Origin of the sequence: Pseudomonas sp. 31-12, assembly GCF_003151075.1 — a bacterium.
GTDB lineage: Bacteria > Pseudomonadota > Gammaproteobacteria > Pseudomonadales > Pseudomonadaceae > Aquipseudomonas.
This window is the reverse complement of sequence record NZ_CP029482.1, coordinates 5,804,312-5,828,070: the sequence shown is the minus strand read 5'-3', so window position 1 is coordinate 5,828,070 and position 23,759 is coordinate 5,804,312. Positions and strand designations below refer to the sequence as shown.

The window sequence follows — 23,759 nt, the reverse complement described above, 5'->3', positions numbered from 1 at the left end:
GGTATCCATTAAATCAGCCCACGCTTGACCAGTTCCTGGTGAGCCGATAACGGGTCTTCGGCCAGGAACAAATCAGCGATCTCAGTCGTTTTTGCGGACAACTCGGCGTGGTGAATGCATACCGTTGGTCCGGCGATTATTTTTGGGCAACTGGCGCCGCTCAAAAGTTTCGGCAACTGCGAAAGATTCATGGCTTTGCTGGAATACAGCAGTACGCCGCGGGCTTGCAGGTGATCGACCGCCAGTGCGAGCTCGCCCACCGGCAGCGGCCAGTCGAAGACTTCCACCGGGCAATCGGCGCTGCTGATCAGCCACGCGGTCAGCCACAGATGAGGTTCCAGTGGCAGGTCTGACTGATTGATCAACAGCAGCGGGGCGGTGCGTAACTGACGATTGTTATGGTAGATGCGTGCGCCGAATTTGCTGCGCAGCCAGGAAAAGAAAAATACCCGCTCCATCTGCGCGCCGAACTGGCCTTGCCAGCGTTGCTCCAGTTCCGCCAGCAACGGCAGCAGCAGTTGTTCGCACAAAGTGCGTGGCGGATACAGCGCCATGGCTTGATTGACGGTGTCATCAAGCGTGCGTTCGTTCAGTTGGGTTACCGCTTGCAGCAACGTCTGGCCCAGCACCTGCCAATCGTTTTCGATGGCTTCGGTAAAGGCTTGCGGCGTGTCGAGCAGTTGCTTGACCTGGCTGACGGCCACGCCGCGATTGAGCCAGGTGAGGATCGTCAAAATCCGTTGCACGTGTTCTGCAGAAAACAGGCGATGCCCCTTGGGCGTGCGCTGGGGCACGATCAACCCATAACGTCGTTCCCAGGCGCGCAAGGTCACGGCGTTCACGCCGGTCTGGCGCGCCACTTCGCGAATCGGCAACCAGCCTTCGTCGAGGGCTTTCTTGAAGTCATCGCCAAGGTCTTCCCGGGCGCTGGTGTCGAGTGGGCTCTTCATTAGATTGCGTTTCGCAGGCTGAGGTTTTCCGGGTGCGGCTGAAGGTAAACCTGTTGCGCAATATACGGATCCGGGTGTTGGCGGAAGAAATGTTTGAGCAGCGTCAATGGCACCACCAGCGGCACGACGCCAAGCCGGTATTGGGCGATGACGTGCTGCATTTCCTGCTTGTCTTCAGGGCTGATGACCTGTTTGAGGTAACCACTGATGTGTTGCAGCACATTGGTGTGGGTGCGGCGCGTGGCGCATTTTTTCAATGCCGACATCAACTCGCTGAAATAGCGCGGGCCAATGTCCGCAGGATCGGTCTGACCCATGTTGCCCAGCAGGTTACCCAGGGTTTTGTATTGCACCGGGTTGTGGGCCATCAGCAGGTATTTGTAGCGCGAGTGGAAGTCCGTGAGGCCGCGCCGGGTCAGGCCTTCTTGCAGCAACTGCTGCCAGGCGCTGTAGGCGAACACGCGGGTAAGGAAGTTTTCGCGCAGCACCGGGTCGTTGAGACGGCCATCTTCTTCCACCGGCAAGTCCGGGTGCTGGGCACAGAAGGCCTGGGCGTAGATGCCGCGACCACCACCGTCCACCGGCGACCCGTTGGCGTGGTAGACCTTGACCCGATCGAGACCGCAGGAAGGCGATTTCTGCATGAAGATGTAGCCGCAGATGTCGTCCAGTTCCGCGGCCATTTTCTGACCGTACTCGGCGAGCGGACGGGTGACGTTGATCTCGGGGTGGACGGTGCCGACGGCTTCGGGACGTTCGGGATCGCCGATCAGGCGGATCGGTTCGCGAGGAATGCCCAGGCCAATGGCGACTTCCGGACACACCTGGACGAAATCGAAATAGTCAGTGAGGGTTCGGCTGCACAACCGTGATTCCTTGTGCCCGCCGTTAAAACGCACCTCGGCCCCCATCAAGCAGGCGCTGATGGCGATTTTCGGTTGGGTCGCTGGCTGTACGGACATCGGAGCACCTCGAATCCAGACTTGTACAGAGTGGGAACTCTGTACAACTTTGTCTTCATCATAGATTCAAAGGTGTACAAGTCAAATTATTTGTATAAGTATTTTAGAGAGGGGTGCAATGCTCATGTGGGAGCGGGCTTGCTCGCGAATGCGGTGTATCAGAAGAGACATGGGAGGCTGGCACACCGCATTCGCGAGCAAGCCCGCTCCCACACTGGATCTACTTCCAGCCCAGGATCCAGCCGTCGCTATCTTTCAAAGTCTGCCATGCGAGACGCTCACAGCGCTGGGTCAGCACCGCCTGCAACTCAATGTCCAGCACCATACCTTCCTCATCGCGGAACAGCGCGGTCACCAGAAAATGTTTTTCGCGGTTTTGCGGGTGGGCTGCTGTCCATTTCGACAGCAGCAATTTACTCGGATTAATGCGATTCACTGCAAGTGCTCATGCAACCGCCGCGCCGCTTCCTGACCACTGAGCCAAGCGCCTTCTACACGCCCGGACAAGCACCAGTCGCCACACACATACAGGCCCAGATCGGCATCGGCCAGGGCGCCCCATTCGTGACTGCTGGCGGGACGCGCGTAGAGCCAGCGGTGCGCCAGGCTGAAGGTCGGAGCGGGCATGGCGCTGTGCAGCAGCTCGGCAAATGCGCCATGCAGTTGCTCGATCACCGCTTCCTTGGGCAGGTCGATATGTTGCCGGCTCCAGGCGCTGGTCGCATGCAGCACCCAGGTGTCGAGGGTGTTGTCGCGTCCGGGTTTGCTGCGGTTGCGCGCGAGCCAGTCGAGCGGGCTGTCCTGCACGAAGCAACCTTCCATGGGCGTATCCAGCGGTGTATCGAACGCCAGCGCTACGGCCCAGGTCGGCTCCATTTTTACCCCGGCGGCGGCCCCGGCGAGTTTCGGCGCGGAGGCCAGCAGTGCAGTGGCTTGAGGCGCCGGTGTGGCGATCACCACATGACTGAACGGACCATGGGTGAAGCCTTCGGCGTCTTGCAGATGCCAGTGTTCTTCACCGCGATACACCTCGGTGATCCGGCAGGCGAAATGCACTTCCAGATCGCCGAGCAGGCCGCGCGTGATGGCGCTCATGCGGGGCGTGCCGACCCAGCGCGTCTGTTCGTCCGGCGACAGATTGAGCTGGCCGCCGTGAAAGGTGTAGAGCTGCGGCGCCCATTCGGCGACCCATCCGTTGGATTGCCAACGCTGGACCTCGGTGACGAAGCGCCGGTCGCGGGCAGTGAAATACTGGGCGCCCATGTCCAGAGCTCCCGCATCACTGCGCTTGCTCGACATGCGTCCGCCACTGCCGCGGCTTTTATCGAAAAGTTGAACGACATGCCCTGTATCTGTCAGGGCTTGCGCGGCGGAGAGCCCGGCGATGCCGGTGCCGATGATTGCGATAGGTACAGTCATAGGGGCCTCGTTTACCTTTCTGTACAGACTACGCCGTGGTTTAAACCTGTACAATATTGTTTTTCGGTATAACTTTTAGCGTTCTCGATCTGACAGCTTGGCCTATTGTTAAACACAGACACTGCCCGATATCAAAGATCCCTGCTTATAAAAATAGACTAGTGATCAGGGTAAAACGCCACGCGAGGAAGAAGTCATGCACATATTGCTGACCGGCGGTACTGGTTTGATAGGACGTCAACTCTGCCGACACTGGTTGAGCCAGGGACATCGCCTGACCGTCTTGAGCCGCACGCCCGAAAAAGTCGCAAAAATCTGCGGCGCCCAGGTTCGCGGCGTCGCGTTGTTCGAAGACCTCGGGCAAGAACCGGTAGACGCGATTATCAACCTGGCGGGCGCACCCATTGCCGACCGGCCATGGACGTCCCGGCGCAAAGCCTTGCTCTGGAGCAGTCGCATCACCCTGACCGAAACCTTGCTGGCCTGGCTCGAGACCCGCGAGCAGAAACCGCAGGTATTGATCTCGGGTTCCGCCATTGGCTGGTATGGCGACAGTGGTGAGCGGGAGTTGACGGAAGCCTCTCCGCCGTCCATCGATGATTTCGCCAGTCAGTTATGCATTGCCTGGGAAGAAACCGCTCAGCGCGCCGAGGCCTTGGGTATTCGAGTGGTGCTGATTCGAACCGGTTTGGTGTTGTCCGCCGAGGGCGGCTTTTTGTCGCGGCTGTTGCTGCCGTTCAAACTGGGACTGGGCGGGCCTCTGGGCAGTGGTCGGCAGTGGATGCCGTGGATTCATATCAACGATCAAATCGCCTTGATTGATTTTCTTCTGCATCGCAACGACGCCAGCGGTCCCTATAATGCCTGCGCGCCTAAACCGGTGCGCAACAGCGAGTTCGCCAAGACGTTGGGCAGCGTGCTGCACCGCCCGGCGTTCATGCCGATGCCAGCCCTGGCCCTGAAAGTGTGCCTGGGCGAGTTGTCCCTGCTGTTGCTGGGTGGTCAGAAGGCCGTACCGGCGCGCTTGCTGGAAGCGGGTTTCACTTTCCAGTTCACTGATTTGCGCGCGGCCCTGGACGACCTGTCCAGCCGCCTTTGAAATAGGACGTTGAATGACCGATCACGCATTGCTTCTGGTTAACCTGGGTTCACCTGCCTCCACCTCGGTGGCGGATGTGCGCAGCTACCTCAATCAATTTCTGATGGACCCGTACGTGATCGACCTGCCATGGCCGGTGCGACGCTTGCTGGTGTCGCTGATCCTGATCAAGCGTCCAGAGCAATCGGCCCACGCCTACGCGTCAATCTGGTGGAAGGAGGGCTCACCGCTGGTGGTGCTCAGCCGTCGTCTGCAACAGGCAATGACTGCCCAATGGACCCACGGGCCGGTTGAGTTGGCAATGCGTTACGGCGAGCCGTCGATTGAGTCGAAACTGGTTGAGCTGGCGGCCCAGGGCCACAAAAGAATCACCCTCGCGCCGCTTTATCCACAGTTCGCCGACAGCACCGTGACCACCGTGATCGAGGAAGCCAAGCGGGTAGTGCGCGAGAAGCAGCTCGATGTGCAGTTCTCGATTCTCCAGCCGTTCTACGATCAGCCGGAATACCTTGATGCGTTGGTGGCCAGCGCCAAGCCTTATTTGCAGCAGGATTACGATCACCTGCTGCTGAGTTTCCACGGTTTGCCGGAGCGGCATCTGACCAAGATCGACCCTACCGGTCACCATTGCTTCAAAGGCGATAATTGCTGCCTGAACGCTTCGCCAGAAGTATTGGCGACCTGTTACCGAGCCCAATGCCTGCGCACTGCCTCCGAGTTTGCTAAACGGCTGGACCTGCCGGACGGCACATGGTCGGTGTCGTTTCAGTCGCGCCTGGGCCGGGCGAAATGGATCGAACCCTACACTGAGGCGCGCCTGGATGAATTGGCGGGGATGGGCGTGAAGAAAGTCCTGGTCATGTGCCCGGCGTTCGTGGCCGATTGCATCGAGACGCTTGAGGAAATCGGCGATCGCGGCAAGGAATTGTTCCGCGAGGCGGGGGGAGAGGAATTGGTGTTGGTGCCGTGCCTCAACGATGATCCGCAGTGGGCGCGGGCGTTGAGTGCCTTGTGTGAACGAGCGCCGCTGGCGTTGTAAAACTGTGGCGAGGGGGCTTGCCCCCGTTGGGTCGCGAAGCGGCCCCAAAATTCTCGCAGTGGATGAAGATTTTGTGAGTGCTGCGCACTCAAACGGGGGCAAGCCCCCTCGCCACAGGGATTGAGTCGTCTGTTACAGCAGCGGCTCATCCGCCTTCTTGTGCTTCCAGCTGTCATTGCCCGGCAGCAGCAGATTCAGCCCGATCGCCACCACCGCGCACAACGCGATGCCTTTGAGGCCGAAGTCGTCGGGGCCGGTGCCAGTGCCGACCAGCACACCGCCAATCCCGAACACCAGCGTCACCGACACAATCACCAGATTGCGCGCTTCACCCAGGTCGATCTTGTGGCGAATCAGCGTGTTCATCCCTACCGCGGCAATCGATCCAAACAACAGGCACAGAATCCCGCCCATCACCGGCACCGGAATGCTTTGCAGCAACGCGCCGAACTTGCCGACGAACGCCAGGCTGATGGCAAAGATCGCCGCCCAGGTCATGATTTTCGGGTTGTAGTTCTTGGTCAGCATCACCGCGCCCGTCACTTCGGCGTAGGTGGTGTTGGGCGGGCCGCCGAACAGACCGGCCGCAGTGGTGGCAATGCCATCGCCGAGCAGGGTGCGGTGCAGGCCGGGCTTCTTCAGGTAGTCGCGACCGGTCACGCTGCCGACGGCAATCACCCCGCCGATATGCTCGATGGCCGGCGCCAGCGCTACCGGAACGATGAACAGAATCGCCTGCCAGTTGAACTCCGGCGCGGTGAATTGCGGAATCGCAAACCACGGTGCGGCGGCAATCTTCGCGGTATCAACGACGCCGAAATAGAACGCCATGGCAAACCCGACCAGCACGCCGGAAATGATTGGCACCAGGCGGAAGATGCCTTTACCGAACACCGCGACGATCAGGGTGGTGAGCAGCGCCGGCATCGAGATCAGCATGGCGGTCTGGTAATGAATCAGCTCGGTGCCGTCGCCAGCCTTGCCCATCGCCATGTTGGCGGCAATCGGCGCCATGGCCAGGCCGATGGAGATGATCACCGGACCAATCACCACCGGTGGCAGTAGACGGTCGATGAACCCAGTACCTTTGATCTTCACGGCAAGGCCGAGGAAGGTGTAGACGAAACCCGCCGCCATCACGCCGCCCATGGTCGCCGCGAGGCCGAACTGGCCCTTGGCGAGAATGATCGGGGTGATGAAGGCAAAGCTCGACGCGAGGAACACCGGCACCTGACGCCCGGTGACGATCTGGAACAGGATCGTTCCCAGACCTGCGGTAAACAGCGCCACGTTCGGGTCGAGGCCGGTAATCAGCGGCATCAACACCAGGGCGCCGAAGGCCACGAACAGCATCTGTGCGCCAGACAGTACCGTGCGCCAGAGCGGATCGTTGAACTCTTGCTGCATGCTCAAGCGTCCTTCTGCTTGGTACCGAAGATCTTGTCACCGGCATCGCCCAGGCCTGGGATGATGTAACCGTGTTCGTTGAGTTTTTCGTCAATGGAGGCGGTGTAGATCATCACGTCCGGGTGCGCTTTGCCTACAGCGGCAATGCCTTCCGGCGCGGCAACCAGCACCATGGCGCGGATATCGCGGCAACCGGCCTTTTTCAGCAGGTCGATGGTCGCGACCATGGAGCTGCCGGTGGCGAGCATCGGGTCGATGATCATTGCCAGGCGCTCGTTGATTTCCGGAACCAGTTTTTCCAGGTAGGTGTGAGCCTGCAGGGTTTGTTCGTTGCGGGCCACGCCGACGGCGCTGACTTTGGCGCCCGGGATCAGGCTCAGCACGCCTTCGAGCATGCCGATACCGGCGCGCAGGATCGGCACCACGGTGATCTTCTTGCCGGCGATTTTCTCCACCGACACGGTGCCGCACCAGCCTTCGATGTCGTAGGTTTCCAGCGGCAGGTCTTTGGTGGCTTCATAGGTCAGCAACGCACCGACTTCCTGAGCGAGCTCACGGAAATTCTTCGTGCTGATGTCGGCGCGGCGCATAAGGCCGAGTTTGTGACGGATCAGCGGATGGCGGATCTCGAGGATGGGCATGGGAAAGGCTCCGGCGGCGGGCAAAAAAACCGGCCTAGATTAATCTATCCGAGGGTGTTGTCCTATAGACATAGAGTACGTTAGTCCACAAACGCTTGATCTGGCCGTGCGGGATGCGTACCTTTGCCCGCTTTTCCCGAATCCTGCCACCCCCTGGAGAGCGCCATGTCCGCTGATCTCGAGCATATCCGTCAAATCATGCGAGAGGCTGACTGCCTGTACACCGAAGCTGAAGTCGAGGCGGCCATCGCCCGCGTCGGTGCACACATCAACGAACAACTGGCTGACACTAACCCGGTGGTGTTCTGCGTGATGAACGGCGGTCTGATTTTCGCCGGCAAGCTGCTCACCCATCTGCAATTCCCGCTGGAAGCGTCCTACCTGCACGCCACCCGTTATCGCAACGAAACCAGCGGCGGCGACCTGTTCTGGAAAGCCAAGCCGGAAGTCTCGTTCATCGACCGTGACGTGCTGATCATCGACGACATCCTCGACGAAGGTCACACCCTGGGCGCGATCATCGACTTCTGCAAACACGCCGGCGCGCGCAAAGTGCACACCGCCGTGCTGATCGACAAGGACCACGACCGCAAGGCTCGCCCGGACCTGAAAGCCGATTTCGTCGGCCTGCCATGTATCGACCGTTACATCTTCGGTTACGGCATGGACTACAAAGGCTACTGGCGTAACGCCAACGGGATTTTTGCTGTTAAAGGAATGTAAGAACATGACCGTGCCCAGCTTTCTTGATCAAACCCTGTTCACCGAATTGGCCGAGAAAGCGGCGGCGAATCCTCGCGGGCGTCAGCATCACAACTTCCATCAGATGGAAGAGGCTTGCCATCGCATGGCGGTGGGCTTGCAGCCGAACACGTATATCCCGCCTCACCGACACTTGGGCGACAACAAGGCCGAAACCTTGTTGGTCCTCAAAGGGCAGCTCGGTTTGCTGATCTTTGATGAGTCTGGCGTGGTCGTGAAGAAGCAAGTCCTCGTCGCCGGTGGTGATTGTGTCGGCGTGGACCTGCCAACAGGTGTGTTCCATGGCTTGGTCGTGCTGGAAGCCGACAGCGTGATGTTCGAGTGCAAAGCCGGGCCTTATCGCCCGGTCGGTGAGGGTGAGCTTGCTCCGTGGGCGCCACGTGAAGGCGAGCCGGGTGTGGCCGAGTATCAGGCGTGGATGCGCGCGCAGTTTGATTGAGCCGTGCGCTCAATTTTCCCCGGCCAGCCAGCGTTCGCTTTTGCGACGAGCCTGTTCCAGGTTGTTCACGTAGGCCAACTGACGCTGTTCCCGATGGATGCCCGCGCGCCTGAGCTTCAGGCGCACCCTTGGAGCGGTCGCCACCAGAATCAGGCCGATGCCGTCCGTGCGGTAATCCCTCAGGATATTGTCGAAGGCCGCCAGCGCCGTCATGTCCAGCATCGGCACGGCGCTCATCTCGACGATCACCACTTTGACCTCCGGACTGAATTTGCGTAGCACTCCCAAGGCTTTTTCAGCTGCGCCGAAGAACAGCGGCCCGCGTATCGCATAGCAACGAACATGTTCCGGCATGTCCTGCAAGGCTTGATGGAAGGCGCGGGGTAGTTCAGCGGTGTCGGTGAGATCGCTCATGCGTTTGATAAACAACCCGGCGGCCAGCAGCAGGCCGACGGCGACGGCCATCACCATGTCGAACAATACCGTCAGGCTCAGGCAGGTCAGCAAGACCAGCACATCGCTGCGAGGTGCGATGCGCAAGGTATGCAGCACGTGCCGGGCCTCGCTCATGTTCCACGCCACCATGATCAGCAATGCTGCCAGTGCAGCCATCGGCAAGTAGCTGAAAAGCGGTGCGAGGACGAGTATTGCCATCAGCACCACTGCGCTATGAATAATGGCGGCCAGTGGCGAAAAGGCTCCGCTGCGCACGTTGGTGGCACTTCGGGCAATGGCCGCCGTGGCGGTAATGCCGCCGAACAACGGTGCGATCAGGTTGCCCAGGCCCTGGCCCAGCAGTTCTGCGTTGGGATCGTGTTTGCTGCCGGTCATGCCATCCGCCACCACCGCACACAACAAGGATTCGATGGCGCCGAGCATGGCGATGGCGAACGCCGGCGCCATTAATTGACGGATCAAGTCATACGACAGGTGCAGAGGTTGGCCGTCGGGACCGGGCAGATTCCACGGCCAATCAAAGCTTGGCAGGAACGGCGGAATACCGGGATGGCTGACGCCCTCGACCATGTAGCTGAAACGCTCACCCAATGTCGCCACCGCCAGCCCACCGTGCTCCAGCGCCAACCCCAGGAACGCGCCGATGGTAAGCGCTACCAGATGCCCCGGAATCCTCGGCACCCACCGTGGCCAGACAATCAGAACGGCCAGGCAGGTGAGGCCGATGATCCCGTCCCCTAGCCGGGCGCTGGGCAACGCCAGAATCAAAACGCCCAGCTGTTCGATGTAGTGTTCTGCCTGGCCGGCGGTGTTCAGGCCCAGCAAATCCTTCAATTGCAGGGTGGCTATGACAATGCCGATCCCGGCGGTAAAGCCCAGGGTGACCGGGTACGGAATGTACTGAATCAACCGCCCGGCTCGAATCAGCCCCAGGGCAATGAGGATGACGCCGGCAAGCATGGTGCAAAGCAGCAGGCCGCCCAGGCCATATTGTTGGGTGATGGGCAGCAGAATGACTACGAACGCGGCGGTCGGCCCACTGACATTGAAACGCGAACCGCCTGTCAGGGCGATCAGGGGCGCGGCGATCAGTACCGTATACAACCCTTGCTGGGGCGGTACACCTACGGCAATCGCCAGTGCCATGGCCAACGGGATGGCGATAATCCCTACCGTTACCCCGGCACTGATGTCGCCGCGTAAGCGCCTGAGGGTGTAGCCGGCGCGCCAGGTCTGACGCCAGGCCGCGAACAACGGGGGGACGGAGAACGTCATGAGCACTCCCTAGAAGACGATGCACTGTTGAACGACGGCTGAAAGCTCGTCCAGCATCGCCAGCCTCGTACTGCGAAGTATTGACCTATATCGCCAATTCGCGCGGTTGATCCTCATGCTAGAGTGCTTGGCCTCGCCTTCGGAGCCCGTCATGAGCCTTTTGATCCGCAGCTGCGCCGCCCTGTTGCTGACCCTAAGCCTGCCTCTGGCGGCTGCCCCGGCACCGATGCACGCGCAGTTTCTGCCGCCGGATGACCTGACCCTGCGTGACGCTGAACCTGAACAGCAGCAACTGTTACAGGTCACCGAGTATTCGGTGGTGGTCGGCAGCCAGCGTCAGTCCAATCAGCAGCCGATTCCTGTTACTTCCCCCTTGCTGATCCGCCTCAAGGGCAAGTCCTTGAACAAGGGAGCGACCATCAATCAGGTGCTGGTCAATTTCGACGGCGAAAGTAAAAGCCTGAAAAAGCCGATCTACGACGAAAAAAGCAAAACCCTGACGCTGTTTTACCCGATGGCGCAGTACCGGGTGGTGATCGATTTGTTGCGTAATGACACGGTGTATTGCCAGTTCCTCAGCTACGCCAACGGCCATGTCTGGGCAGATCTGCACACCGGGGCTGTTCGTCCGCGTTGAGCCTTTTGCCCGGGCAGGGGTAAACTGCCCGCCCCGTGAAATGTCTGCGAGCTGGAGTCGGCAATGCGTAAAGATAAGAAACAAGTGATTGGTGACGAGATCGGCGATGAGCAGATCAAGTTGTTTCTCGATTTCGAACCGGTCGACGCCACTTCGCCGTCCCTGCACAAACTGATCAAGGCCTACCGTGGCCTGCGCATCGATGACTTCGAGCGTTTTCTGACGTTCTTCGTCGAAGCTGGCCTGGACCTGGATGGCAAGGATGAGCAGGGCAATGACTTCGTTGCCCTGCTCAAGGACCAGCGCAATGCGGCCGAGTACATCGAGTTGATCGCCAAGGCGCGCGGCTGATCCCGGATACACCGGAATCTGTGGCGAGGGAGCTTGCTCCCGCTTGAGTGCGCAGCGCTCACAAAATATATGCCGTTCGCAGAGCTTTGGGGCCGCTTCGCAGCCCAGCGGGAGCAAGCTCCCTCGCCACAAAGATAATTTCAGCGCCCTAAAAAAAACGCCCCGCTCTCACTGAGAACGGGGCGTTTTTTATGCGGCCGAATCAAGCGTAGCTTTCGGTCTCGTTACTGGCTTCAACCAGTTCCAGTGCGACGTTGTTGTGCGTATTGATCTTGCGATACAGCGCAGCGTCGGTTTCCAGAACCTTTTCCCGGGCCGGGAAGATTTCCGCCAATTTGGCAGCCCATTCACCGGAAGCCTTGTTCGGGAAGCATTTTTCGATCAGCTCAAGCATGATCGAAACTGTCACCGAAGCGCCTGGGGAGGCGCCAAGCAGGGCGGCAAGGGAACCGTCCTTGGCCGCGACCAGTTCGGTACCGAACTGCAGAACGCCGCCCTTTTTCGGGTCTTTCTTGATGATTTGCACCCGTTGGCCGGCCACTTCCAGGCGCCAGTCTTCGGCTTTCGCTTCAGGGTAGAAGCGACGCAGGGATTCCAGGCGCTGCTCCATCGACTGCATCACTTCGCTGACCAGGTACTTGGTCAGGTCCATGTTGTTTTTCGCCACGGCCAGCATCGGGCCGATGTTGCCGGCGCGAACCGACATCGGCAGGTCCATGAACGAGCCATGCTTGAGGAACTTGGTGGTGAAACCGGCGTAAGGTCCGAACAGCAGGGACTTCTTGCCATCGACTACGCGGGTGTCCAGGTGCGGCACCGACATCGGTGGCGAACCCACTGCAGCCTGGCTGTAGACCTTGGCCTGGTGATGCTTGACCACTTCCGGATTATCGCAACGCAGCCACTGGCCACTGATCGGGAAGCCGCCGAAGCCTTTGCTTTCTTCGATGCCCGAGGCCTGCAACAACGGCAGTGCCGCGCCGCCCGCGCCGAGGAAGACGAACCTGGCGTCGACTTCACGGGTGTTGCCGCTGTTGACGTCCTTGATGCTGACGGTCCAGCCACTGCCGTTGCGCTTGAGGCCAGTCACGCGCTTGCAGTACTTGACCTGGGCATCGGGTGCGCTGGTCAGGTGCTTGAGCAGTTGATTGGTCAGGGCGCCGAAGTTGACGTCGGTGCCGTTCATCACGCGGGTGGCCGCGACGACTTCATCGGCTGGCCGGCCCGGCATCATCAATGGCATCCACTCGGACATGGTGGTCTTGTCTTCGGTGTATTCCATGTCCGAGAAGGCGTGGTGCTTGCTCAGGGTCTTGAAGCGTTCCTTGAGGAAGGAAACGCCGTCATTGCCCTGCACGAAGCTCAGGTGCGGCACCGGGCTGATGAACGTCTTGCACGAGCCGAACGTGCCTTTCTTGGTCAGGTAGGACCAGAACTGCTTCGACACCTCAAACTGAGTGTTGATGTGCACGGCTTTCTTGATGTCGACGCTACCATCGGCGGCCTGTGGCGTGTAATTAAGCTCACACAGCCCGGCGTGACCGGTACCGGCGTTGTTCCACGGGTTCGAACTCTCCGCGGCACCGGAATCCATCAGCTCGACGACTTCCAGCTTGATCGCGGGGTCGAGTTCTTTGAGCAGTACGGCAAGGGTGGCACTCATGATGCCGGCCCCAACCAGTACTACGTCGACTGCTTCGTTATGCGCCATTTAACGCGTCTCCAAAATCTGCAGCACCAAATTGTCGGCATGGCGGCCAGGTGTTCAGGGGCGTGTCAGTGATGCCCCAGGTAACCATGGCCAGTGTCGCCATGTCCGAATCTTCGCAATTTTTCGCAACTTCGACGGATGCATGCGGCCGGGCCTAAAGAGTTACATGAACTCATCTCGGCGCGCGGCTGGCAATTCGACTTATGGTCGAGACATCCGTTTGTGCAACCAAATCCGTAGCGGACAGGCTTCAGGCTCCGGTGTTCGAGGAGTACTCGGTCCTGTGTCGTTGGGCTGTTTCAGACGCTAATGGTGCATGTTCAGACGCAAAACTATTCATTTGCTCGCCACACTCTTGTGAAGTTGTGAAAACCCGTTTTTTTCACGCTCTTTTGAAGACGTGAACCTCAAAAAAGGGCTGTCCCAGCCTGGCACCGTGCCCGGATGGATTGCCGTCATGGGGTACATGACAGGCAAAACGGGCAAACAGCTCAGTAACCGAGCGTAATGACAGCTCTGCAGATTCGCGAAAAGTGGGGTTTTTGCTCAAGGAACAGCAAGCGCGCCAGCTTCACTCGATCTGTGTGGGCGGCTCTCTGTGGGCGGTGCGGGGTGCCAATACCGAAGCATTGACGATGCTGCGAGGCCCGATCAGGAGACGTCCTTATAATCGGGGGGAGATTGTATCTAAGAAACGCAGGGAAATGGACGTGTTTAATGACTTTTATTAGGCGTCTGGTCAGGTGGTCAACAGATGTTGCACCCGTGCACGTGGCCGACGCTGGCTGACACGGGCGCTAGGCGGCAGCGGATGGTGCAGCCAGTTGAGGCGGATTTCTTCGATTTCGACCCAGCCATCGCCCATCGGCTGGAGGCTGCACTGCTTGAACGCCTGGCAGTGACCGTTGCGGTCGAGCAGGGCAAAGCTGCGGTGCAGCGGGCGTGGTGCGAACAGCGAGATGAGATAACGCATGGCGAAGTACCTTGTGGGTGACCTGTAGTGAAGGTTGCCAGCAAGCCGTGACGTGCAAGTGTATGGGCGATGACAGATCTGTGACAGGAACCGGTTTCCCACGGGTTTGTCAGACATTTCAGTATTCACTGTGAGGTGCTAGTTACCCGCAGTGGCCCACCGCTATACTGCGGGCCTGTTTGTGCCTGATTCTGGAGAGAAGAGCATGTTGCAACGCCTGTTGTTCGGTTTGATCACTGTGACCAGTTTGACCCTCGTCGGCTGCGCCCACAGCCCGCAACAACTGAACCCTGAACCCAAGCTGACGACTCAGCTGGCGCCGGTCGGCCGTGGTCAGCCGGTGGTGGTGCGTGTGGTGGACGGTCGTCCGTCGCCGACCCTGGGCACTCGTGGAGGCCTGTACCCTGAGACCAGCGCGATCACCGTGCAGGGCGCGCAGATTCTGCCGAAGTTGCAGGCTCAGGCCGAGGCGGCCGTGCGGTTGCTGGGCTTTACCCCGACGTCGAATGCGCTGAATGCTCCGCAGTTGACGGTGACGCTGGCCGAACTGAAGTATCAGTCGCCCAAAGAAGGCATGTACGTGACCGAGGCGACTATTGGCGCGACGTTCCGCTCTGATGTGCAGAACGCCAACCGTCGCTACAGCGGTCGTTACGGTGCGTCCCTGGATCAGCGTTTCGGTATGGCGCCGAATCAGGAAACCAACACCAAGCTGGTCAGTGATGTATTGAGCGATGCGTTGACGCGTCTGTTCAAGGACCCGACGATTGGTCAGATTCTCAGCGAATAACGTTCGCGAGATGCAAAAAAGCCCGGGTGCCAGCAATGGCCCCGGGCTTTTTCATGGCTGCTGATTTTCGTGAATTCCCCCCGAACAAATGTGGGAGCGAGCAAGCCCGCTCCCACATTGGGTCGGCGGTGTGGCATCGACATTGGTCATACAGTTCAGGCAGCTTGCGAATAAAAATCCAGCACACTCACGCCCGTCAGCAAATCCGTCTCCGGCAAATCCGCATGTTGATGCCCACCCAACGCGCAATAAACCAGCCAGTGCCGGTCCTGAACGTTAAAGGCGAGGCTTCCTACTAGGGTTTGTTGTTCGTCGCTCTGGGCGATGAGGTAGAGGCGGTCCTGGTTTTCGGCGTGCAGCATGACGGTTTCCGTGTCGGTTTCGAGGGCCGCCAGACTGGCCTATTCAGATGACGGCGCCGTGACACAGGGCAGCATTTGGTCAGATGCTTCGTTATTTGTCGGAAAGGCGGGGCAGGTGGGCGGGCTTTCGGTAGAATCCGCGCCGCGATCGTCGGTTCGGCGTTTGCCACACCTGTTCTGCCGAGGTCCGTGATGTCGTTGCATTTGATTTCGCTGTTCACCCACCATCCCGCCAAGTTGATCAACCTGCTTGCGCTGCTGTTGGCGTTCCCGGGCGGTTGGCTGCTGCATGCCACTCGCCGCCGTGAACAACGCGCCATGGCGAGCCTTGTCGCCCAACGCCAGAGCCGCCCGAACAAAGAGCCCACCCTGGATTGGGCGACCTTGCGCATGAACCGGTTCTTCTACCGCTTCGGTTTCGCCTGCCTGGGGCTGGCGCTGCTGGTGTCGTGGATCAGCACACGGTTCTGAATCTCTTGCGCAGACCCCTGTGGTGAGGGAGCTGCTGTGGTGAAGAGACTGCCGTGTTGAGGGGACTCTGTGGCGAGGGGATTTATCCCCGTTCGGCTGCGCAGCAGTCGTAAATCGGCGCCCACGGCCTGTCTGAAAACTGTGATTGCAGGTGTTGGGGCTGCTGCGCAGCCCAACGGGGATAAATCCCCTCGCCACAGGGCGCCGTTGTTGTATCCGGGCAATTACAGCGGTAAACCAGCCTTGACCCGGTACTGATTCCGCACCGGTGTCGCATATTGCAGCACCAGATACGGACGATGCTCCTCGGGACAAGCTTCCAGGCGACGTTGCCATTCTTCCTGTGCCTTGGCCAGTTCGTCCGCCGCAAACACCTCGGCAGCCTTCGGCACTTGCAGTTGCGGATCGGCATCTTTCCACTGGGCGTAGGCCAGGTAGTGCACCGGGAACAACCGGTAGCCGCCGAGAATCTGCCGGTCCATTTCGATCGCCAATTGCTTGGTGTCGTCGAACAGTTCAGTGATCGGCGCGGCGAAGTTCACGTGCACCCGGCCCTTGTAGCCGGTGATGCCCTTGGCGATGCTGACGTCGTCTTCACCCGGCACTTTGGTGTAGCTGCCGGTGGTGGCGCGGATGAACAGCTCGCGGGCCTTGGCCTGGTCGCACGGGTCGTATTCGTAGCTGATCGACACCGGGCTCACGTTCAGCGAGCGGATGACTTCACCGAAAGGTTCGTCCTTGCGGCTCATGTGGAACATTTTCAGGATCGCCGACTCTGTGCGGTCGTCGCCATCCTTGGCCCGGCCTTCGGCCTGGGCGATCCAGATGGAGGCGCAATCGTTGCGGATCGAGTGGTTGATGTAGGCCGACAGCAGCTGATACGCCGCCATCTTCTCGCGACGCCCGGTGATCGATCGGTGCACGATGAAGCTCTTGTTCAGGCGCATCAGATCGCTGACAAATGGCTTTTGCAGCAGGTTGTCACCGATCGCGATGCGCGGGGTCGGCAGGCCGGCGTGGTACACGGCGTAGTTGACGAAGGCCGGGTCCATCACGATGTCGCGGTGGTTGGCGATGAACAGGTAGGCGCTGCCGGACTTGAACTGCTCGACGCCGGTGTACGTTACACCGTCCGTGGCTCGCTCGATGGTGTGGTCGACATACATCTCGACTTTATCCTGCAGCGTGGCCACCGACGTGACGCCGGCGAACTCACGGCGCAGCCGATGAGCTATAAGAGGTTTGAGCGCCCAGCCGAAAGCACCGGCAAAGCGCGGGAAGCGGAAGTGGATGAGGATATCTAGAAACGCCTTGTCGCCGAGCAGTCGGTCCAGCACCGCTGGGACTTCGCTGTCGTCGTAAGGTCGGATGGCATCGAATTCGCCCATCATGCTCTCTTGTTAGAAACGGCTAGGGTAAGTAAAGGTTTTGATCGAAAACCAACGGGGCACGGTCTGAAAAGTTAGCCAGACAAAAATAGCCCTGCAAATAGACCGGCGATTATACGCACAAGTCACCTGGGAGACCGCGATGCTGGAAACTGCGCTGTATGAATGTCCGTATTGTGGTGAGGAGGTTGAGACGGCGGTGGACCTGTCCGGTGGCGATCAGACCTATATCGAGGACTGTCAGGTGTGCTGTCGGCCGATAACGTTTGTGTTGCAGGTGGAAGGAGAGGAATGGCATCTCGAAGTGTTCAGTGAAAACGAGTAAGGGGCGTCTATGCAGCGAATCTACGAGCCGGAAAACCTGATGGAAGGGGAGTTGCTGCAAGGCATGCTGGCCAGCGAGGGCATCGAGGCGCATCTGGCGGGCCGCGATTTGATCGGCGGGGCCGGTGAATTGCCGATTTATGGCCTGCTGGGCTTGTCGGTGGACAACGACCAGGCCGAATACGCCCGGGAGCTGATCACCGCGTACAATGCCGCGCTGCCACTGCCCGGTGATGAACCGGACAGTTTTCCCGGCACGCTGGTCTGTTAGGCTGGCGTTCGTTTTATTGAGAGTCGTGTTGCCCCATGTGTGGACGTTATGCCCTGTTTCGCTGGAACCCCGCCTTCGCGGCCCTGCCTGGCTTCCCCGCCGATCAGCAGGCCCAGTGGAATATTTCCCCCAACGATTCGGTGCTGATGCTGCGTGCCGGTGTCGACGGCCAGCGTGAGTTGGCCCGAGCGCGTTGGGGTTTGACGCCGCCGTGGCTGACTGACCTTTCCCGCACCCCGGCCCATGCCCGGGCCGAAACCGTTGCCGAACAACCGATGTTTCGCCAGGCTTTGCGCGAGCGCCGTTGCCTCCTGCCGGCCAACGGTTTTTACGAATGGCGCGGCACCACCCGCAAGCGGCCGTATTGGCTAACGCCGGGGGAGGGCTCTACTTTATTTTTCGCGGCAATCTGGGAAGCGTATCCGGTGCAGGAGCAGGTGTGGCTGAGCACGGCCGTGATCACCCAACCAGCCGCGAGTCAGCGTCGGCCGTTGATTCTCGACGCGGCGGGGCAAGAGGCCTGGCTCGATCCCGAAACGCCATTGCATGCCTTGCAGGCGTTGCTCGCCAGTGAGCCCGCAGCGTTGCGCGAGCGGGTGCTGGCGAATCTGGTGAATGATCCGAAGTTGAATGGGCCGGAGTGTCTTACCCCCGGCTGATGGGGTGTCTCTGCTGGCCCCATCGCTAGCAGGCTAGCTCCCACATTGGATCTGTGCTGTACACAAATTGTGTGTTCACTGAAGATCAACTGTGGGAGCTAGCCTGCTAGCGATGGGGCCTTTGGATCAAACCTTGAACTGATTGATCAACCGCCGCTGCTGCTCAGCCAGTTTGGTCAGGTCCGCACTCGCAGCACTCGACTCATCCGCCCCGCCCGCCACTTCATTGGCCACTTGCCCGATGTTGATCACGTTACGGTTGATGTCATCGGCCACCGCGCTCTGCTCCTCGGCCGCACTGGCAATCTGCGTGTTCATGTCGTTGATGACCGACACCGCCTGAGTAATCGTCTCCAGCGCCTCGGCCGCTTTTGCCGCATGCTGCACGCTTTCGTCGGTGCGGTTCTGGCTGTCCTCCATGACCCGCACCACATCGCGGGTGCCTTGTTGCAGTTGCTGGATCATGGTCTGGATTTCTTCCGTGGCCTTCTGGGTTTTCTGCGCCAGGTTGCGCACTTCATCGGCCACCACCGCAAAACCACGGCCCTGTTCGCCCGCGCGGGCGGCTTCGATGGCCGCGTTCAAGGCCAGCAGATTGGTTTGTTCGGCGATCCCGCGAATGGCGGTCAGGATCGCGTTGATGTTTTCGCTGTCCTTGGCCAGGGTTTGCACCACGCCGACAGCCTTGCCGATTTCCACGGCCAACACGCCAATCGAGTTCGACGTATCGCGCACGATCTGCATGCCCTGGGCCGCGGCCTGATCGGCATGGCTGGCGGCTTGCGCCGCCTGGGTCGCGTTGCGCGCCACGTCCTGGGCGGTGGCGGTCATTTCATGCACCGCCGTGGCCACTTGATCGATCTCGGCCATTTGTTTCTGCACACCGATGTTAGTGCGGATGGCGATGTCGGCAGTGTGTTCCGACGAATCGCTGACACTCTGCACCGAGGTCACGACCTGGGTGATCATTGCCTGCAACTTGGCCAGGAACGTGTTGAAGCCTTTGGCAATCGAGCCCAGTTCGTCGGCGCGGTCGCTGGTCAGGCGGCGCGTCAGGTCGCCTTCGCCTTTGGCGATATCGTCGAGCATCGCCACCATTTGCTTGAGCGGGCGGGCAATGCCATGGCCCACCAACCAGATCACCAGCAAGCCGATACCGGCGATCAACAAACCGACCATGGCCATGCCGAAGGTGTCGGATTTGCGTTGAACGTCCAGATCACCCTGCAGCTTTTGCAGGTCGGCCATCACTGCGTTCAACGGCAACTGCAGCATCAAGGTCCAGCGTGCATCGGTCTGGCCGATACCGAACGGCAAGTACAGCTCGATCCGACCCTGGGCCTTGTCGACGGTGTAAGTCACTTCGCCGCGCTTGAGGTTGGCCATGTTGGCGATCTGCTTGCTGTCGAGAATGTCGCTGACCTTCTCGCCGAATTTGCTCGGGTCCTTGGTGTAGGCCACGATCCGGCCATTACCGCCGATCAGCGCCATTTCCCCTGCGCCGCTGTACAGTTTCTGATTCGCGCCCAGCAACATTTCCTGGATGAAGTTCACCGATAAGTCGGCGCCGACGATGCCCTGAAAGGTGCCGTTGAGCATGATCGGTTCAATAAAGGAGGCGAGCATGACGATTTTGTCACCGACCTTGTAAGGCGCCGGATCGATCACGCAGGACTTTTTGGTTTCTTTCGAGCACAGGTAGTACTCGCTGGCGCGGACCCCGGTGGACAGGGTTTTCTGGTCGTCGACGTCCACCAGTTTGTCCAGGCCCAGGGTGCCGTCCTCGTTGCGGAACCACCACGGCAGGAAGCGCCCGTTGCTGGCATCGATGCCGACCACTTTGGTGTCGACATAGGCCGCGTCGTTGTGGTCGAGGGCATCTTTTTCCCAGCCGATATAAGTGCCGAGAATTTTCGGGTTCCTGGCCACGTTTTCCTTGGTCAGGCTGATCAACTGTTCACGGCTCAGGCTCAGCTGCGGCTGACCATCGGCGCCCGGTGTGCCGATCAGCGCGTTGACCCGCACCAGGCCGCCTGCGATCAGCAGCGGTGCTTCGAGCTCACGCTGGATTTGGCTGACCTGGGTTTGCGCCAGGGAGGTCAGGCGCTGCTCGATGACTTGCTCGAATTGCGCCTGGGTCCGCTCCTGGACCATGTCTTGCGTCCGGGCGCCGGAAAACAGTGCGTACAGCACCAGCGCGGCGACTACGCTAAGAACGATGGCGCCAGCGAGGGCGGCCACGGAAAACTGGATCGACTTGAATTTCATGGGTGCTCCGCACGCAAGAGGACGTCTGCGGTGGTGTATCGGCAGGCGCCCGGAGGGTCATGAGCGGGGTCGGGCGAAATGGCTATTTTGGAGTGTTGGATGTCGCAAATGAATCATTGCGGGCCGTTGTCGGCCGTGGCCGGCGTCGGTATGTGAATTTTTTCCTACGGTCATGAGAGTTTTGACTGAAATAGACGTCTACTCATCTGCGTAACTGGCGTCGATACATTCCCGCCCAGGATACGCGCCATGTTTCCAGGGAGTTTTTGATGAACAAGACATTGGTTGTGTGTGCGCTGAGCGCAGGTTTGTTGCTTGCTGGTTGTCAGTCGGTCAACACCACCAGCGGCGGTGCCGTGGGCGTTGAGCGTAAGCAGTACATGTTCAGCATGTTATCCACCGACGAAGTCAACCAGATGTACGCTCAGTCTTATCAAAAGACGGTCGGAGAGGCGAACACCAAAGGTGTGCTGGACAAGACCAGCAACGACGCCAAACGCGTGCAGGCGATCGCCGACCGGCTGATTGCCCAGGCGCCGGTTTTCCGTCCGGATTCGGCCCAGTGGAAATGGGAAGTCAACCTGATCAAGAGCGACGAGCTCAACGCCAACTGCGGGCCTGGCGGCAAGATCATTTTCTACACGGGGCTGATCGACAAACTGCAACTCACCGACGATGAAATCGCCGCGATCATGGGCCATGAAATCGCCCATGCCCTGCGCGAACATGGTCGTGAAGCGATGTCCAAGGCCTACGGCGTCGAGATGGCCAAGCAGGGTGCTGGCGCGTTGCTCGGCCTGGGTCAGGACAGCCTGGCCCTGGCGGACACCGTGGCGAAATACGGTATGACCTTGCCCAACAGCCGTGGCAATGAAAACGAGGCGGACCTGATCGGCCTCGAACTGGCGGCCCGCGCCGGTTACAACCCGAATGCCGCGATCACGTTGTGGAACAAAATGAGCAAAGCCTCGGAAGGCGCGCCACCGGAGTTCTTGAGCACGCACCCGGCTTCGACCAGTCGTATTGCTTCGTTGCAGGCAGCGATTCCCAAGGTGATGCCGTTGTACGAGAAAGCGCCGAAGTCCTGATAGCCAGGCGTTGATGCCACTGACGCTTTCGCGGGCAAGCCACGCTCCCACAGGTTTTGTGTCGTACGCAAATTATGTAATCGACCAAAAACCTGTGGGAGCGTGGCTTGCCCGCGAAGAACGATAACGCGGTCTATCGACCTACCACGTCAAACCCACCCACTACTCTGCATCGCCTTATACACCGCCACAATCGCCAGGATAAGGAACGCCGCCGCCGCCAGGCGACGGATCAGGGTGAGCGGCAATTTGTCTGCCGCAAAGTTACCCGCCAACACCACCGGCACGTTGGCAATCAACATCCCGGCGGTGGTACCGATGATCACCAGCCACAGTTCCGGGTATTGCGCGGCGAGCATCACGGTAGCCACTTGAGTCTTGTCGCCCATTTCGGCCAGAAAGAACGCGATCAGCGTAGTCAGGAATGGCCCGAACTTGCGGGCGGTGCTGGCTTTATCGTCATCCATTTTGTCCGGCACCAGGGTCCACAGCGCGGTCGCGGCGAAGCTCGCGGCCAGGATCCAGTGCAACACCGCGTCCGAGAAGAAACTCCCGAACCAGGCGCCTACCGCGCCGGCCGCCGCATGGTTGGCCAGGGTCGCGGCGACGATGCCGGCGATGATCGGCCAGGGTTTGCGAAAGCGGGCAGCGAGAATGAGCGCGAGCAGTTGCGTCTTGTCGCCGATTTCGGCCAAGGCAACGATTGCGGTGGGAACGAGCAAAGAGTCCAGCATCAGGGATTTTCCTAAGGGGCGGGTCGACACGGCTATGACACGTACAGCCTTCCCGCCCCGGGTAAGGTGTTCGTGTCATAGGTCTTGTCAAACCCTGCGATCCGTCTGATGCGGACGCTTGGGTCGCATACGCCATGGTCTGTTGACCAAGTATGTTGACGTATGCCGGACGAGCATGGCGCTCGTGGGAGACTACTCCCCTAGGACGGAGCGGATTCTGCCTAGGCGAAACCCGTTAGGCAAGCACTTATTTTTCAGCCTCGTTTGGCCCGATAAATTCTGAAACCTTGTCCTTCGGCCTTGATCGCACACACGCCCAAGTGCTCTTCGATCAGCGGTTGATACTTCAGGAAGCTGTTGGCGACCAAACGCAGTTCGCCGCCGTTTTTCAGATGTTTGGCTGCTTTTCGCAGCAAGTTCTCGGTGGCGAAGTAATCGGTATGAACGCCGACATGGAACGGCGGATTGCTCAGAATGGCACTCAAACCCATCGGTGCCGCATCAATGCCATCACCGGTAATCACGTCCGCTTCCAGGCCATTGGCCGCCAGCGTCAAACGACTGCTGGCGGCAGCAAACGCGTCGACGTCGAGCAAGGTGACCTGATTGTGTGGATAACGACGTTTCACCGCAGCGCCCAACACACCCGCGCCGCAACCGAAGTCGAGCAGGTGGCCGCTTGGCAACTTGTCCAGATGCTCCAGCAGCAACGCGCTGCCCCGATCCAGCCGACCGTGGCTGAACACACCCGGCAGGCTGATGACTTTCAACGGACCTTCGGCCAGCGGCAATTCATAAGTCTGGGCCAGGCTTTCCAGCGACTTGGCTGCTGGCGCGTTGGCCACGGTGACCAGCCAGAGCTGGCAATGCCGCGCGCTGTCGAGCTTGCGTGGCTTGCCGAACGGGTTCAATTGCTTGGCCGCGCCTTCGATGCCGCTGCGTTTTTCACCCACCAGGTACAACTCGCGACCGGCCAGGCGCGAAGCGAGGGCGTTGAGGATGTAGTCGGTCAGGTCCTTGGACTTGGGCAAGAACACCACCGCCGTCTCGAACTCGCGCTCGGGTGCGTTCACGCCAAAATGGCTGCGCTCGGCAAAACGCGCGTCCAGCGCCGCTTGATCGCCGGCATGCCAGCACCAGCCGTGGGCGTCGGGCAGACGGCCCAGCAAATCGTCGGCGGGCAAACCGGCCAGCAGCACCGAACCCTGAAATAACTCGGCCTGACGAAGCAGTACTTCACTGCGCGGATCCATAACTGCTCCTGTGAAAAAAAGTGCCGCAGT

26 protein-coding genes, 1 pseudogene and 1 riboswitch are annotated in these 23,759 nt (G+C 59.8%); of the genes and pseudogenes, 12 read left to right on the top strand and 15 right to left on the bottom strand.

The annotated features are described in order from the left end of the window. Window positions 1-8 precede the first annotated feature (8 nt). From DJ564_RS27470 to DJ564_RS27455, 4 genes are all read right to left on the bottom strand, one after another. Complete coding sequence (locus DJ564_RS27470; protein ID WP_109634784.1) at window positions 9-950, bottom strand: MerR family transcriptional regulator; 942 nt, start codon at window positions 948-950, stop codon at window positions 9-11. Then, on the bottom strand, window positions 950-1,912 hold the full coding sequence (locus DJ564_RS27465) for a DUF523 and DUF1722 domain-containing protein (protein WP_109634782.1): 963 nt from the start codon (window positions 1,910-1,912) through the stop codon (window positions 950-952). Before DJ564_RS27465 ends, DJ564_RS27470 begins: the two co-directional genes overlap by 1 nt. Window positions 1,913-2,132: 220 nt before the next feature. Next, a complete protein-coding gene (locus tag DJ564_RS27460) occupies window positions 2,133-2,348 on the bottom strand; it encodes a TIGR02450 family Trp-rich protein (protein WP_109634780.1) in 216 nt (71 codons plus the stop codon). After that, complete coding sequence (locus tag DJ564_RS27455; RefSeq protein ID WP_109634779.1) at window positions 2,345-3,331, bottom strand: NAD(P)/FAD-dependent oxidoreductase; 987 nt, start codon at window positions 3,329-3,331, stop codon at window positions 2,345-2,347. The genes DJ564_RS27460 and DJ564_RS27455 overlap by 4 nt, the downstream gene beginning before the upstream one ends. Before the next feature lie 196 nt (window positions 3,332-3,527). On the opposite strand from DJ564_RS27455, the gene DJ564_RS27450 reads away from it, so the two are divergent. Both DJ564_RS27450 and hemH read left to right on the top strand, forming a co-directional pair. Next, the gene (locus DJ564_RS27450; protein ID WP_109634777.1) at window positions 3,528-4,430 is read left to right on the top strand and encodes a TIGR01777 family oxidoreductase; all 903 of its coding nucleotides are present in this window, start codon (window positions 3,528-3,530) and stop codon (window positions 4,428-4,430) included. Between the two features lie 13 nt (window positions 4,431-4,443). Next, complete coding sequence (gene hemH / locus DJ564_RS27445) at window positions 4,444-5,469, top strand: ferrochelatase (protein ID WP_109634775.1); 1,026 nt, start codon at window positions 4,444-4,446, stop codon at window positions 5,467-5,469. Window positions 5,470-5,601: 132 nt separating this feature from the next. Here hemH and DJ564_RS27440 read toward each other — a convergent pair whose 3' ends face one another. Together DJ564_RS27440 and upp are read right to left on the bottom strand one after the other, a co-directional pair. Continuing rightward, window positions 5,602-6,876 (bottom strand): uracil-xanthine permease family protein, encoded by a 1,275-nt coding sequence (locus DJ564_RS27440; RefSeq protein WP_109634774.1) that lies wholly within the window; start codon window positions 6,874-6,876, stop codon window positions 5,602-5,604. Between the two features lie 2 nt (window positions 6,877-6,878). Further along, window positions 6,879-7,517, bottom strand: coding sequence for a uracil phosphoribosyltransferase (gene upp / locus DJ564_RS27435; protein WP_010458234.1), 639 nt, complete (start codon window positions 7,515-7,517; stop codon window positions 6,879-6,881). A gap of 165 nt (window positions 7,518-7,682) precedes the next feature. On the opposite strand from upp, the gene DJ564_RS27430 reads away from it, so the two are divergent. Next, window positions 7,683-8,240 (top strand): hypoxanthine-guanine phosphoribosyltransferase, encoded by a 558-nt coding sequence (locus DJ564_RS27430; protein WP_109634772.1) that lies wholly within the window; start codon window positions 7,683-7,685, stop codon window positions 8,238-8,240. Between the two features lie 4 nt (window positions 8,241-8,244). Continuing rightward, window positions 8,245-8,718 (top strand): WbuC family cupin fold metalloprotein, encoded by a 474-nt coding sequence (locus DJ564_RS27425; protein ID WP_109634771.1) that lies wholly within the window; start codon window positions 8,245-8,247, stop codon window positions 8,716-8,718. 9 nt (window positions 8,719-8,727) lie between these two features. Here the strand turns inward: DJ564_RS27425 and dauA are convergent, their stop codons facing one another. Further along, entirely contained in the window at window positions 8,728-10,449 is a 1,722-nt protein-coding gene (dauA, locus tag DJ564_RS27420; protein WP_109634769.1) for a C4-dicarboxylic acid transporter DauA, read from the bottom strand. Between the two features lie 151 nt (window positions 10,450-10,600). Between dauA and DJ564_RS27415 the strand changes: the two genes are divergently transcribed. Both DJ564_RS27415 and DJ564_RS27410 read left to right on the top strand, forming a co-directional pair. After that, the gene (locus DJ564_RS27415) at window positions 10,601-11,086 is read left to right on the top strand and encodes a hypothetical protein (protein ID WP_109634767.1); all 486 of its coding nucleotides are present in this window, start codon (window positions 10,601-10,603) and stop codon (window positions 11,084-11,086) included. A 63-nt stretch (window positions 11,087-11,149) separates the two neighbouring features. Continuing rightward, a complete protein-coding gene (locus tag DJ564_RS27410; RefSeq protein ID WP_109634766.1) occupies window positions 11,150-11,437 on the top strand; it encodes a PA4642 family protein in 288 nt (95 codons plus the stop codon). A 202-nt stretch (window positions 11,438-11,639) separates the two neighbouring features. On the opposite strand, the gene mqo is transcribed toward DJ564_RS27410, so the two are convergent. Next, the gene (gene mqo / locus DJ564_RS27405; RefSeq protein WP_109634764.1) at window positions 11,640-13,148 is read right to left on the bottom strand and encodes a malate dehydrogenase (quinone); all 1,509 of its coding nucleotides are present in this window, start codon (window positions 13,146-13,148) and stop codon (window positions 11,640-11,642) included. Between the two features lie 739 nt (window positions 13,149-13,887). Further along, the gene (locus DJ564_RS27400; RefSeq protein ID WP_010458219.1) at window positions 13,888-14,121 is read right to left on the bottom strand and encodes a hypothetical protein; all 234 of its coding nucleotides are present in this window, start codon (window positions 14,119-14,121) and stop codon (window positions 13,888-13,890) included. A gap of 205 nt (window positions 14,122-14,326) precedes the next feature. On the opposite strand from DJ564_RS27400, the gene DJ564_RS27395 reads away from it, so the two are divergent. Further along, window positions 14,327-14,911 (top strand): YajG family lipoprotein, encoded by a 585-nt coding sequence (locus tag DJ564_RS27395; RefSeq protein WP_109634763.1) that lies wholly within the window; start codon window positions 14,327-14,329, stop codon window positions 14,909-14,911. Between the two features lie 155 nt (window positions 14,912-15,066). On the opposite strand, the gene DJ564_RS27390 is transcribed toward DJ564_RS27395, so the two are convergent. Further along, window positions 15,067-15,273, bottom strand: coding sequence for a hypothetical protein (locus tag DJ564_RS27390; protein ID WP_018929592.1), 207 nt, complete (start codon window positions 15,271-15,273; stop codon window positions 15,067-15,069). 192 nt (window positions 15,274-15,465) lie between these two features. On the opposite strand from DJ564_RS27390, the gene DJ564_RS27385 reads away from it, so the two are divergent. Beyond that, entirely contained in the window at window positions 15,466-15,744 is a 279-nt protein-coding gene (locus tag DJ564_RS27385; protein ID WP_109634761.1) for a hypothetical protein, read from the top strand. A gap of 224 nt (window positions 15,745-15,968) precedes the next feature. Here the strand turns inward: DJ564_RS27385 and DJ564_RS27380 are convergent, their stop codons facing one another. Continuing rightward, window positions 15,969-17,135, bottom strand: a complete 1,167-nt coding sequence (locus DJ564_RS27380) for a 1-acyl-sn-glycerol-3-phosphate acyltransferase (RefSeq protein WP_109634759.1) — start codon at window positions 17,133-17,135, stop codon at window positions 15,969-15,971. Window positions 17,136-17,274: 139 nt separating this feature from the next. Here DJ564_RS27380 and DJ564_RS27375 point away from each other — a divergent pair, with 139 nt between their 5' ends. From DJ564_RS27375 to DJ564_RS27365, 3 genes are read left to right on the top strand one after another with little or no spacing between them, the layout of a single operon-like run. Further along, the gene (locus DJ564_RS27375) at window positions 17,275-17,457 is read left to right on the top strand and encodes a CPXCG motif-containing cysteine-rich protein (protein WP_109634758.1); all 183 of its coding nucleotides are present in this window, start codon (window positions 17,275-17,277) and stop codon (window positions 17,455-17,457) included. A 9-nt stretch (window positions 17,458-17,466) separates the two neighbouring features. Next, complete coding sequence (locus DJ564_RS27370; protein WP_109634756.1) at window positions 17,467-17,727, top strand: putative signal transducing protein; 261 nt, start codon at window positions 17,467-17,469, stop codon at window positions 17,725-17,727. A 35-nt stretch (window positions 17,728-17,762) separates the two neighbouring features. Then, window positions 17,763-18,386 carry an SOS response-associated peptidase gene (locus DJ564_RS27365; protein WP_109634755.1) on the top strand — a complete coding sequence of 208 codons (624 nt, stop codon included), beginning with the start codon at window positions 17,763-17,765 and terminating at the stop codon, window positions 18,384-18,386. Between the two features lie 126 nt (window positions 18,387-18,512). Here DJ564_RS27365 and DJ564_RS32980 read toward each other — a convergent pair whose 3' ends face one another. Next, window positions 18,513-19,256 (bottom strand): methyl-accepting chemotaxis protein, encoded by a 744-nt coding sequence (locus tag DJ564_RS32980; RefSeq protein WP_371916308.1) that lies wholly within the window; start codon window positions 19,254-19,256, stop codon window positions 18,513-18,515. 111 nt (window positions 19,257-19,367) lie between these two features. Then, window positions 19,368-19,565, bottom strand: a pseudogene (locus DJ564_RS32975) (HAMP domain-containing protein); the annotation flags it as partial. A gap of 1,358 nt (window positions 19,566-20,923) precedes the next feature. Here DJ564_RS32975 and DJ564_RS27355 point away from each other — a divergent pair. After that, the gene (locus DJ564_RS27355) at window positions 20,924-21,742 is read left to right on the top strand and encodes a M48 family metallopeptidase (RefSeq protein ID WP_109634751.1); all 819 of its coding nucleotides are present in this window, start codon (window positions 20,924-20,926) and stop codon (window positions 21,740-21,742) included. Window positions 21,743-21,891: 149 nt separating this feature from the next. On the opposite strand, the gene DJ564_RS27350 is transcribed toward DJ564_RS27355, so the two are convergent. After that, window positions 21,892-22,476: a TMEM165/GDT1 family protein gene (locus DJ564_RS27350; protein ID WP_109634750.1), complete on the bottom strand. Its 585-nt coding sequence runs from the start codon at window positions 22,474-22,476 to the stop codon at window positions 21,892-21,894. A 90-nt stretch (window positions 22,477-22,566) separates the two neighbouring features. Continuing rightward, a riboswitch (yybP-ykoY riboswitch) is annotated at window positions 22,567-22,689 on the bottom strand. 41 nt (window positions 22,690-22,730) lie between these two features. Further along, on the bottom strand, window positions 22,731-23,729 hold the full coding sequence (locus DJ564_RS27345) for a class I SAM-dependent methyltransferase (RefSeq protein ID WP_109634748.1): 999 nt from the start codon (window positions 23,727-23,729) through the stop codon (window positions 22,731-22,733). Window positions 23,730-23,759 lie beyond the last annotated feature (30 nt).